The organism is Agarivorans sp. B2Z047, assembly GCF_023373605.1.
GTDB lineage: Bacteria > Pseudomonadota > Gammaproteobacteria > Enterobacterales > Celerinatantimonadaceae > Agarivorans > Agarivorans albus.
This window is the reverse complement of record NZ_CP088080.1, coordinates 1087639-1099829: the sequence shown is the minus strand read 5'-3', so window position 1 is coordinate 1099829 and position 12191 is coordinate 1087639. Positions and strand designations below refer to the sequence as shown.

Genomic DNA, 12191 nt, shown 5'->3' with positions numbered 1-12191 from the left:
TGTGAATTTGAACCGCTATGACCGCATTGATCTTTGAGCACCCTTTAAACGAAAAAGTACGTAATTACTTACGCTTAGAGCAATTGTTCGAACAACTAATGCTATCTAAAGCACTGCAGCATCCCTTACAGCAACAACAATTTTTCCGGGTACTGTTTGAGGTATCTGAGGTATTGGAACGTTGTGAATGGCGGGCAGATCTTCTCAAAGATTTGGCTAAACAAGCGGAAAAACTCGACCACTGGGCCTCCATGCCCAATGTGGATACCAACAAGATTGAAGAATTGCTATTACAAGTTAAAACTCTAATTGCAGCTATTTCTAAACATACACGCGTATCCGACCACTTAAAAAACGACCGTCTATTAGCCAGCATTCGCCAGCGCTTGTGTTTACCCGGTGGCAACAGTAGCTTCGACCTTCCCTATTTGCACTTTTGGCTGAATCAGCCCCAAGCGCAGATTAATCAGCAAGTACAGCAATGGTTAGGCCCTTTCCAGTTAGTCGCAGAAGCAATTAGTCATTTGCTTAAACTGCTTAGAGAACAGCACAGCGATATTGAAGTGATGGCTCACAAAGGGTTTTATCAGGGTGTGGCTGCCGATTGTGGCTTGTTACGAATTGAAGTAGATACCGAATATCAATGTTACCCAACGGTGAGTGGCCACAAGCACCGCTTCGCCATCAAATTCATCAGTGCTTTAAACCAAGAAGTTGAAGACATTCCTTGCCGACTCTATTGTTGTAAAATTGCTTAATGAAAACTAAAAATCAAGCCACCGTAAAATGCCCTACCTGCAGCGCTAAAGTCGTTTGGCAGCCAACTAGTGAATTTAGACCCTTTTGTAGTGAACGCTGCAAACTGATCGATCTTGGCGAATGGGCCAACGAAGAAAAATATATAGCCGGGCAAAACCTGCAAGAAGATGAAGACAAGCCCGACAGCTGGGAGTTTTAAACTTAGGATAAAAAGTCGGGTTTAAGAATTTGCGCCAGAATAGGCTCATTTGCATCTGGGAACTCCAAACTCGATAGCTCGGCTCTGCTTACCCAACGAATCTCTTGTTGTTCAGCGCCCTGAGGCTCACCCTCAAAGCGAGTAAGCGTATAAACATCTAAACATACCTTTTTATCGTCGTAGTCGTGCTCAACGCGAATAAGAGGCTTACAGCTAGTTTTATCAATGTTAATCAGCAGCTCCTCTTGCAATTCTCTCGCTAAAGCGTCCACTGTTGACTCTCCAGCCTCAACTTTACCGCCGGGGAATTCCCATTTTCCGCCTTGATGCTGTTGCAGGTTACGTAGGCTAAGTAAGATCTCTTCGCCTTTAACAATCACACCGACAGCTACATTTACAACCTTCACTGAGTACTCCTTGAGTTGATAAAAAAGGAGAGCCTAAGCTCTCCTTTTTGTTGCCAAACTAAGCCTTAAGAAAGCTTACCATGACATTGTTTGTACTTTTTACCTGAGCCACAAGGACAAGGATCGTTCCGCCCTACTTTTTGCCCTTCACGAATAACGGTCTTACCCGCTTCGCTTGCTTGCTCATCAGCTTGCTGTGCAGCTTGTTGCTGGCGGAATTGCATCGCGCGCTGCTCGGCTTCGCGACGTTTTGCTTCCATTGCCTCAACTTCTTCAGGCGCTTGCACTTGCACACGGCTCAAAATGCTCACTACATCAAGTTTTAGCGCCTCTAGCATTTGGGTAAACAACTCGTAAGACTCACGCTTGTATTCTTGCTTAGGGTTCTTCTGAGCGTAACCCCGTAAGTGAATACCTTGACGTAGATGGTCCATTGCCGCTAGATGCTCTTTCCAAAGTTGATCTAAGGTTTGCAGCATCACCGATTTTTCAAACTGTTTAATCGCATCAGCGCCAACTTTATCAATTTTCTCTTGATAGTCAGCGACAGCAGCTTCGATAATTTTTTCACGAAGCTTGTCTTCGTGTAATTTATCATCTTCATCCAACCACTGCTGAATAGGAAGATTTAAACCAAAATCACTCTTCAAGCGTTGCTCTAGCTCGCTAACTTGCCACATTTCTTCAAGAGATTGTGGTGGAATGTACTCATCAATAACCGACGAATAAACATCTTCACGAATCACTTCAATGGTTTCTGAAATGCTATCGCTATCCATTAAATCATTACGCTGCTCGTAGACCACTTTACGTTGGTCATTCGCCACGTCATCAAACTCAAGTAATGACTTACGTACGTCGAAGTTACGGCCTTCAACTTTACGCTGTGCATTTTCGATGGCACGAGTTACCCATGGGTGCTCGATAGCTTCGCCTTCTTCCATGCCTAGCTTCTTCATCATGCCAGTAACACGGTCAGACGCGAAGATGCGCATTAAGCTGTCTTCCATAGATAAATAGAAGCGCGTTGAACCGGCATCACCTTGACGACCAGCACGACCACGTAGCTGATTATCGATACGGCGTGATTCATGACGCTCGGTACCAATAATATGCAAACCACCTGCTGCTAATACTGCATCGTGGCGCTGTTGCCATTTTTGCTTAACTTCTGCTAATTGCTGCTCTGTTGGGTTTTCGCCTAGAGCATTAATTTCAACTTGTAAGTTACCACCCAACACAATGTCGGTACCACGTCCCGCCATGTTGGTAGCAATCGTCACCGCGCCAGCTACGCCGGCTTCTGCAACAATGTCGGCTTCCTTTTCGTGGAACTTAGCATTAAGCACGTTATGCTTAATTTTTTCTTTCTTTAGAATGTTAGATAGCAGCTCTGAATTTTCAATCGACACAGTACCCACTAATACTGGACGCTCTGCTTTCACACACTCGCGAATATCGTTGATAATCGCTTGGTATTTTTCTTCTGCAGTCAGGTAAACCAAATCGCCTTGGTCATCACGTACCATTGGCTTGTTAGTTGGCACAACCACTGTGTCTAAGCCATAAATTGATTGGAATTCAAAAGCTTCAGTATCCGCAGTACCAGTCATGCCTGAAAGCTTGTCGTATAAACGGAAGTAGTTCTGGAAGGTAATAGACGCCAGCGTTTGGTTTTCGTTTTGAATTGGCACACCTTCTTTAGCTTCTACAGCTTGGTGTAAGCCTTCAGACCAACGACGCCCTGGCATAGTACGGCCGGTGTGCTCATCAACGATAACAATCTCATTGGTTTCACTAACAATGTAATCAACATTGCGCTCGAACAAAGTATGCGCTCGCAATCCAGCATTAACGTGATGCAGCAAGCTAATGTTAGCAGCGTTATAAAGTGAATCACCTTCTTCCAACATACCGCGCTGTTGCAAGGTTTCTTCAACAAAAATCTGACCGTTTTCTGTTAAATGAACCTGTTTGTTTTTTTCATCTAGGGTGAAGTGACCATCACCTATCTGCTCTTCGGTGTCTTCTTCCTCTTGGCGAACCAACAGCGGAATAACATCGTTAATCTGTTTGTAAAGCTCAGAGCTATCTTCTGCAGGACCAGAAATAATTAGAGGGGTTCGCGCTTCATCAATTAAAATCGAATCTACTTCATCCACTACCGCGTAATTTAGCGGGCGCTGAACCCGTTGCTCTGGGGCAAACGCCATGTTGTCGCGTAAGTAATCGAAGCCAAACTCGTTATTTGTGCCATAAGTAATGTCGGCTGCGTAAGCGGCATTTTTGGCCTCATGGTCCATCCCAGAAATATTTACTGCAACACTTAAACCTAAGTATTCAAACAAAGGGCGGTTCCAATCAGCATCACGCTGGGCAAGGTAGTCATTCACAGTAATCACGTGAACACCTTTACCAGTTACACCATTTAGGTAAGCAGGCAATGTAGCGGTAAGTGTTTTACCTTCACCGGTGCGCATTTCAGCAATTTTGTTGTCATTGAGCACCATGCCGCCCAACATTTGCACATCAAAATGGCGCATTTCAAATACTCGCTTTGATGCTTCGCGCACCACAGCAAAAGCTTCTGGAAGAATCGCTTCAAGCGTTTCGCCTTTTTCCAAGCGCTCCCTAAATTCGCCCGCCTTAGCTTTAATTTCTTCAGCAGACAACTTTTCGTATTCAGGCTCTAGCGCGTTAATAGTATTCACTACTTTGCGCATTTTTTTGATGGTACGGTCATTTCGAGTACCAACGATCTTTGTTACTAATTTACTAATCATGAAAAACTACTTTTGCTAAGACGAAATCCAATTTTCTAGGCACTGGCTTTGCGGTAAATAAATTTAGTGGGATTTAGTGGACGACCATTTTTAAGCACTTCAAAATGTACGTGAGATCCGGTTGAACGTCCGGTGCTACCCATTAAGGCAATCTCATCCCCTTTACTTACTACATCACCCTCTTTTACTAATACAGCTTTAGAATGCGCGTAACGTGTTACCATCCCGTTACCATGCTCAATTTCAACTAAGTTACCGTAACCAAAGCGACTTCCGGCCCAAACCACTACGCCGGCTCCTACAGAACGGATTTTAGTCCCCTCTTTGCCCGCGATATCTACACCTTTATGGCGTGCTTTACGTTTGGTAAAAGGATCTATGCGGGTACCAAATGGCGAAGAAATCCAAATGCCCGGCCCTTTCGCTGGCCAACCTGATATATAACTACTATTTACTAGATGGTGACTTTGTTGCCAAGATTCAAGCAAATTAAGTGATTTTTTCTTGGCCTCTACTTGCTGCTCGAGCAAAGATAAGTCTAAAAACAGGTTGTTTGGTTGATGGCTGGTATCTTGAATGTCTAACATCGGGCCGCCCATTGGAGGCATTGATTCGAAATCAAACTCAGCAGCAAACTCGGTATCTTCAATCAAGCGCGCGCCTAATGCATTAAGGCGAGTCATCTCAACTTGCATTTGGCCCACTTTAACCGCCAATTGACTGTAACGGTGACGCAGTTGCTGCTCGAACTGCTCAAGCTTTGGCTCAGCTTTCAAACTATCCAGCTGCGATAACAACTGAGTTTGCTGCTTAGCTAAATTTTGATATTGCTGTACCCCCCACAGGGCAATACTGCAAATAAGTGATACCAACAAAAACGCAAACCACGCTAAACGTAGCGGATTTAAACGAACAGTTCTTGTCTCGCCCTTATGGGCGTATACTAAAGTTAATTTCATACCTAACTATTAAACTTATGTCCAAACGACAGCACCAACCCATTTCGATAGAGCGTCTATTTCATCAGAAACAGTTTGCAAAAATCGAACAACCACTGCAGCAACGCGTTCAGTTACAGCAACTGGGTGGTGAAATTTTGGCACGCTACAAACTACAGCAATGCCGTATCGTTAATATGCGTCAAGGAGTCGCTATTATCGAGGCTCCTAGTTCGGCTTGGTTAACCCGCTTAAAACAGTTTCGATTCGATCTGTTAAGTGAGTTGCGAAAAGCCATACCAGGGGTTGTCAGTTTGGAACTTAAAATAAATCCCGAATTGAAAAACATTAAACCAGAAGCTGAGGAAAAAAGCACTGGAAAACGCCAGCTAAGCACTCAAGCAGCCAAACATATCACAGAATTAGCGAAACACGTACCAGATGAACTGAGGGAAAAGCTAGAAAAATTAGCGGCGCTGAGCGGAGAGAGTTAGTCAGCGCCGACAATATTGTTATTTAGAAACTGAATACCGGTTGTTGATATGCAGCTGGAGCTTCGGCTTTGTCTTCGAAAGTAACAATTTCCCAAGCATGTTGTTGCTCAAGCATTGCACGCACTAGGTTATTGTTTAGTGCATGGCCAGATTTATGAGCCCGTAAATGACCTAGGATGGGTAGTCCTGCCATATACAAATCGCCCACTGCGTCTAACAACTTGTGTTTAACAAATTCATCATCGTAACGAAGGCCATCTTCATTAAGAATTCGATATTCATCTAACACTACTGCATTTTCTAAACTACCGCCTAAGGCTAGGTTCTTAGATTGCAAATACTCAATGTCACGCATGAAACCAAAAGTACGCGCGCGGCTAATATCTTTAACAAAGCTATCAGCTGAGAAGTTCATCGAAATCGATTGGTTACGACCTTCCATTGCTGGGTGGTCAAAATCGATTGAGAAATCGATAGTAAAACCATCATTACCCGGCAATAACTCAGCCCATTTATCGTCGTGCTCAACACGAATAGGCTGTTTAATACGAATAAATTTCTTTGCCGCTGCCTGCTCTTCAATACCTGCTGATTGTAATAAGAATACAAATGGGCTTGAGCTGCCATCCATAACCGGAAGCTCAGGAGCATCAACGTCAATAATCAAGTTATCCAAGCCTAACGCAGCAACCGCAGCCATTAAATGCTCTACCGTTGAAATACGGTTACCCGCATCATCGATAAGACACGTACATAACATAGTGTCACGCACTAACTCTGCTTTTGCAGGGATCGTTACAACCGGATCGAGATCGGTACGATTAAACAGGATACCTGTATTTGCAGGAGCAGGACGTAAGACCATAGTGACCTTGTGTCCGGAATGCAAACCGATCCCTGTCGCTTGTACTGACTTTTCAAGAGTCCGTTGTTTAAGCATAAAAATTCCTCTGCTTTACGACCAATAAACTAGAATGGTCGGACATCTTAACATAAGTTTGAGACACATCACAAACTTTTGTCTAAAACTTCACCATTCCCTAACAGATTAATCTGCTTGGCGACGCAAAAATGCTGGGATGTCTAAATAGTCACCATCCCCTGCGGTATTGCGCGGCTCAGCGTTCACAACTGCTGCTGGCTCTTCAACCATTGGCGCTGAATCCATAGGCGTAGTGCGAGCAACTGGCTCAGCATTTACTGCTTGTTGTTGAGGTTTAACGATAGAAATATCTGGGCGACGCTCTGCGCCAATACCAGTAGCAACTACCGTTACACGCAATTCATCACTCATTTCTGGGTCGATAACCGCACCAACCACTACCGTCGCATTCTCAGAGGCAAAACCTTTAACCGCATTACCTACGGTTTCAAACTCTTCGATGCTCATATCAAAGCCAGCAGTGATATTAACTAAGATACCGCGAGCACCAGCTAAATCAACGTCTTCTAGTAATGGGCTAGAGATAGCTAGCTCGGCTGCTTCTTCAGCACGATCTTCACCAGATGCGATACCTGTACCCATCATTGCAGTACCCATTTCACGCATTACAGTGCGAACATCGGCGAAATCCACGTTGATTAAACCTGGGCGCGTGATTAGCTCTGCAATACCTTGTACAGCACCAAGCAATACGTTATTTGCTGCTTTAAATGCATCAAGTAAAGATACCCCTCGGCCCAATACCTTTAACAGTTTGTCGTTTGGAATTGTAATCAAGGAGTCTACGTTTTTACTAAGCTGCTCAATACCTTGCTGAGCATAGCTAGTACGTTTTTTACCTTCAAAGCCAAAAGGTTTAGTTACAACAGCAACAGTAAGAACACCCAATTCTTTTGCTACTTCTGCAACTACTGGTGCAGCACCAGTACCAGTACCACCGCCCATGCCGGCTGCGATAAATACCATATCGGCACCTTGAAGCTGGCTCATAATCGCATCACGATCTTCCATTGCAGCTTCACGCCCTACTTCAGGATTAGCGCCAGCGCCTAATCCTTTGGTGATAGCACCACCAATTTGCAGAGTGTTGTCTGCACCTGAATTACGCAATGCCTGAGCATCGGTATTAATGGTGATAAACTCTACACCTTCAATTGATTGTGCAACCATGTGCTCAACAGCGTTACCGCCGCCACCGCCCACACCTACAACTTTAATTACCGCTTCATCGGTATGACTATCCATAATCTCAAACATAGTTCTCTCTCCGCTTGATTTTCGCTACTTAGCAAAAACTAAAATTCACCCTTAAACCAACTGTGCAATCGCTTGGCGATATTGCTAACACTGCTAATGTTCTTTACTTCAATTGGTTTTTCACTTTGGTTTTCCATTCCGTAATGCAACAAACCTACTGCTGTTGAGTAAGTTGGCGCTTGTACGTATTCTGTCAGGCCAGCCACATTGTTGGCAGAGCCAACCCTAACCTGACACTGTAAAATCTTTTCGGCGCATTCAACTACGCCTTCTATTTGAGCTGCGCCCCCGGTTAGCACCACACCTGCTCCTAATTGCAGCTTGGTTCCCTGCGCTTGCAAGTCTTCAGTAAGCTCATCGAGCTTGGCTTTAATCATGCCAAACAATTCGCTATATCGAGGTTCGATAACCTCAGCGAGTGTTTGTCGCTGTAAACTGCGTGACGGCCTTCCACCCACACTTGGCACTTCAATGGTATCGTCTCGGCTTACCATGCTGCCTAAGGCGCAGCCATAGCGCACTTTTACCGCCTCGGCATCGTTAAGTGGTGTGCCAAACACAGTAGCAATGTCACGAGTAACCGAGGTTCCTGCAAACGGTACTACCGAGGTGTGGCGCAGCGCACCACTGGTGTAAACTGCGATATCCATGGTCCCTGAGCCAATATCAACCACACACACACCCAATTCTTTTTCATCTTCGGTTAACACCGCATAACTAGAAGCCAAGGCTGAAAATATCAACTGATCAACTTTCAAGTCACAGCGCTCTACACACTTAACAATGTTTTTAACCATGTCGTTATGGCAAGCAATTAAATGCACTTTTGCTTCCATACGAACACCAGACAAACCAATCGGATTTTTAATTCCTTCTTGGAAGTCGATGGCAAACTCTTGTGGCAATACATGTAGAATACGGTGCTCATCTGGCAACTTTACTGACTTAGCCGTATGAATCGCATTATCTACATCATCTTGAGTGACTTCTTCGTCGCTAATTGGCACCATGCCCTTTTCGTTTAAGCAACGAATATGACGACCAGAAACACCTAAGTAAACAGAACTAATTTTGCAATCAGCCATCAATTCCGCTTCTTGCAGCGCGCGCTGAACGGTCTTCACTACAGAGTCAAGGTCATTTACACCGCCTTTATCCATACCTTTAGCCGGATGACTACCTACACCGATAATGCTCATCTCGTTGCTAGGCAAAATCTCGCCAATTAAGGCGGTGATTTTGGCACTACCAATATCGAGGCCAACGATCAGTTTTCTATCCGTTACTTTGGTCATCTATTGCCAAACCTTCCTGTTTCTTCCATCCCACTGCAAATCCAGTGTCATAGCGTAAATCTATATAATCCACCGCATTCGGTTTTAATCTCGGATACACCGACACAAAACGCTCTATGCGATTTAACTTATCTTCTTTGCCCAGCTTTAAAACAATTCCGCTGGCTAATTCTACTTGCCATGCATGACGCTCGTTTAGCGCCAAACTAACAATGCTTAACTGACGAGCGTGCAATACTTGCTGCAGCTGGCGAAAAGTAGCTAGCACAGCTTCTGCCTGTTCATCGGGTCCACTTAGTGAAGCCAATGCTTTGGTCACTCGCTGTTGCGGCGCTTCAAAAATCTGCCCTTGCTGATTAAGCAAAGCGGCATTATTCCATCGCGCCACTACCTCTTGTTCTTGTAAAGCAATCGACAGTTTATCTGGCCATTGCTTACGAACGGTTACCTGCTTAACCCAAGGCAACTGCTCTAAAACAAGCTTTACCTCAGAAACATCAAGGCTAAAAAAGTTACCCGCTTCAGGCAAAGCCGCTAAGCTTTGCTGCAGTTCTTGGTCGAGCACGTAATCACGTTTACCCGATACCAACAACCGAGTCATTGGACTCAATTGCTTATCACTTACACTGCTGTACACCGAGTGCACTGAGTAAGCCAAACCCAACAACACAGCACAAAAAAATACCACTCCAGCCCAGAAGCTTGCTCGCTGCTTTTGCTGGTCACTTAGCGTCATGACTAGTGCGCCAAATCCAAAATACTGACGACAAGCTGGTCAAAACTCAAACCATGCTGCTTTGCAGCCATAGGCACTAAACTTTTTTCAGTCATACCCGGTGAGGTATTCACTTCCAACAAATACCAATTGCCTTGTTGGTCGGCCATAAAATCAACGCGCCCCCAACCTTCACAATCCACAGATTTGAATGCTTTTAAGGCAATATCGGCTAACTGCGACTCTTGCGCCTCAGTTAAACCACTAGGGCAGAAATACTCGGTAGAACTGCTTTGGTACTTAGCGCTGTAATCATAAAAACTATGTGGCGTTTGCATTCTAATTGAAGGCATTACCGTACCACCAACAATTGACACCGTGTATTCTGCGCCAGTAATCCACTGTTCAATCAATACTCTAGAGTCGTATTCAAAGGCATTTTCAATCGCCTCTTGTAACTCTTCAACACTGTTGGCTTTAGCCATACCAATGCTAGAGCCTTCTAGCGCCGGCTTTACAATCACTTCACCAGACAACTTGGCCAAAATGCTCGCGGCTTCGCCTGGCTTGTAGCTATCTCGTTCTACAATCGCGTATGCCGCTGTTGGCAAGCCAATATTCTGCCAAATTTGCTTACAGCGAATTTTGTCCATTGCTAAAGCCGAACCAAGCACTCGGCTACCGGTATATGGCAAACCTAAATACTCAAGTGCACCTTGTAAGGTTCCGTCTTCGCCACCTCTGCCATGCAAGGCAATAAATACATGACTGTATTTTTTTTGCTTAAGCAAATTTAAATCAAAACCTTTGGTATCTACGCCTTCTGCATTAATACCAGCACGAAGTAAACCCGCCAGCACTGCGCTACCCGATTTTAAAGACACTTCGCGCTCAGCTGAATCGCCGCCATACAGCACTGCTACTCGATTCATTCGTAAACTCGCCATTAACTTTCACTACCTTTAAGCTTGCTAATGTTTAACTGTAACTCGCCCAACTGACGCGCTAAAACGCCAATATTGCCCGCGCCTTGGGTTAGCACCACATCGCCATCTTCAATTACATCAGCCAATAAGCCGTTTAGTTCACTAGGCTGTTTTACGTAAATGGGCTCCAAACCGCGCTGGCGCAAACTTCGACACAATGCGCGACTATCCGCTCCTGCAATGACTTCTTCTCCAGCCGAGTACACCTCAAGCAGCAGTAAGCTATCTACTTGCGCTAATACGTCAACGAAGTCTTCATATAAGTCGCGAGTACGCGAATAGCGGTGCGGTTGAAATGCCATCACTAAACGACGCTCAGGCCAAGCTGCACGCGCAGCCTTCACCGTTGCCAGAACTTCTGTTGGGTGGTGTCCGTAATCATCCACTAACAAGGCTGAGCCATTGCCTGTCGAAAACTCGCCGTATTGTTGGAAACGACGACCAATGCCGGCAAAACGGTTTAAGGCTTCTACAATTGCAGCATCTTCAATGCCGTCTTCGCTGGCTACAGCAATGGCTGCCGCTGCATTTAGAGCATTGTGTTCGCCTGGCATATTCAACGATATATCAAGTTGCTCACAACCTTTGCGGTTTACCGTGAATGAGCAGCGGTCACCTTGCTGAGCAAAGTGGGTTATACGCACATCAGCTTCTTCTGAGAAGCCATAGGTAATAATCTGGCGACCAATCTGCGGCAGCAACGCTTGAACACCGGGATCGTCGATACACATCACCGCTACACCGTAAAACGGAAGATTATGCAAAAAGTCGATAAACGTTGAATGGAGCTGAGCTTCGTCACCGCCATAGGTCTCCATATGGTCGGGTTCTACATTAGTGACCACTGCAACCATTGGCTGCAAATGCAAAAAAGATGCGTCGCTTTCATCGGCTTCTGCAATTAGGTAACGGCTATTGCCTAAACGTGCGTTGGTACCTGCGCTATTTAACAGACCACCAATAACAAAAGTAGGATCCAACTCTGCTTGCCCATAGATGCTGGCAATTAAGCTCGTTGTTGTGGTTTTACCGTGGGTACCGGCTACAGCAACGCCGTGGCGGTAACGCATCAATTCAGCTAGCATTTCTGCACGACGAACCACTGGAATACGCGCAGCTCTGGCGGCTTGTACTTCCGGGTTATCTTCTTTAATAGCAGTTGATACCACTACTACATTAGCACCCTCGATATTGCTTTCACTGTGCTCGAAGAACACCTCGGCGCCAACGCCTTGCAAGCGCTCTGTCATCGCACTTTCGGCTTGATCTGAACCCGAGATTTGGTAGCCCTCATTAGCCAATACCTCGGCGATACCGCCCATGCCGGCACCACCAATTCCCACGAAGTGAATTCGCTTCACTTTGCGCATTTCTGGAATCATGGTTCGTAATTTGGCTAACTCAACTTTACTCAT

At 45.2% G+C, this 12191-nt stretch carries 12 protein-coding genes; 3 read left to right on the top strand and 9 right to left on the bottom strand.

What is annotated here, in order from left to right; all coding sequences use genetic code 11:
* Positions 1–17 precede the first annotated feature (17 nt).
* A complete protein-coding gene (gene zapD / locus LQZ07_RS05150) occupies positions 18–758 on the top strand; it encodes a cell division protein ZapD (protein WP_152780588.1) in 741 nt (246 codons plus the stop codon).
* Entirely contained in the window at positions 758–958 is a 201-nt protein-coding gene (gene yacG / locus LQZ07_RS05145; RefSeq protein ID WP_016400794.1) for a DNA gyrase inhibitor YacG, read from the top strand. Before zapD ends, yacG begins: the two co-directional genes overlap by 1 nt.
* Before the next feature lie 2 nt (positions 959–960).
* Here yacG and mutT read toward each other — a convergent pair whose 3' ends face one another.
* From mutT to LQZ07_RS05130, 3 genes are all read right to left on the bottom strand, one after another.
* A complete protein-coding gene (mutT, locus tag LQZ07_RS05140; RefSeq protein ID WP_249483546.1) occupies positions 961–1365 on the bottom strand; it encodes an 8-oxo-dGTP diphosphatase MutT in 405 nt (134 codons plus the stop codon).
* A 65-nt stretch (positions 1366–1430) separates the two neighbouring features.
* Positions 1431–4148 (bottom strand): preprotein translocase subunit SecA, encoded by a 2718-nt coding sequence (secA, locus tag LQZ07_RS05135; protein WP_016400792.1) that lies wholly within the window; start codon positions 4146–4148, stop codon positions 1431–1433.
* 35 nt (positions 4149–4183) lie between these two features.
* Positions 4184–5107, bottom strand: a complete 924-nt coding sequence (locus LQZ07_RS05130) for a M23 family metallopeptidase (protein ID WP_152780590.1) — start codon at positions 5105–5107, stop codon at positions 4184–4186.
* 17 nt (positions 5108–5124) lie between these two features.
* Here LQZ07_RS05130 and LQZ07_RS05125 point away from each other — a divergent pair, with 17 nt between their 5' ends.
* The gene (locus LQZ07_RS05125; RefSeq protein ID WP_016400790.1) at positions 5125–5580 is read left to right on the top strand and encodes a DUF721 domain-containing protein; all 456 of its coding nucleotides are present in this window, start codon (positions 5125–5127) and stop codon (positions 5578–5580) included.
* Positions 5581–5602: 22 nt separating this feature from the next.
* Here the strand turns inward: LQZ07_RS05125 and lpxC are convergent, their stop codons facing one another.
* The 6 genes from lpxC to murC all read right to left on the bottom strand — a co-directional run bounded on the left by lpxC (position 5603) and on the right by murC (position 12191).
* Positions 5603–6520, bottom strand: coding sequence for a UDP-3-O-acyl-N-acetylglucosamine deacetylase (gene lpxC, locus LQZ07_RS05120; protein ID WP_152780592.1), 918 nt, complete (start codon positions 6518–6520; stop codon positions 5603–5605).
* 108 nt (positions 6521–6628) lie between these two features.
* Positions 6629–7780, bottom strand: a complete 1152-nt coding sequence (gene ftsZ / locus LQZ07_RS05115; RefSeq protein WP_016400788.1) for a cell division protein FtsZ — start codon at positions 7778–7780, stop codon at positions 6629–6631.
* Positions 7781–7818: 38 nt separating this feature from the next.
* Entirely contained in the window at positions 7819–9075 is a 1257-nt protein-coding gene (gene ftsA, locus LQZ07_RS05110; protein ID WP_016400787.1) for a cell division protein FtsA, read from the bottom strand.
* Positions 9056–9811, bottom strand: a complete 756-nt coding sequence (locus tag LQZ07_RS05105) for a cell division protein FtsQ/DivIB (RefSeq protein ID WP_152780594.1) — start codon at positions 9809–9811, stop codon at positions 9056–9058. The genes ftsA and LQZ07_RS05105 overlap by 20 nt, the downstream gene beginning before the upstream one ends.
* Before the next feature lie 2 nt (positions 9812–9813).
* Positions 9814–10737: a D-alanine--D-alanine ligase gene (locus LQZ07_RS05100; RefSeq protein WP_152780596.1), complete on the bottom strand. Its 924-nt coding sequence runs from the start codon at positions 10735–10737 to the stop codon at positions 9814–9816.
* On the bottom strand, positions 10737–12191 hold the full coding sequence (gene murC / locus LQZ07_RS05095; RefSeq protein WP_152780598.1) for a UDP-N-acetylmuramate--L-alanine ligase: 1455 nt from the start codon (positions 12189–12191) through the stop codon (positions 10737–10739). Before murC ends, LQZ07_RS05100 begins: the two co-directional genes overlap by 1 nt.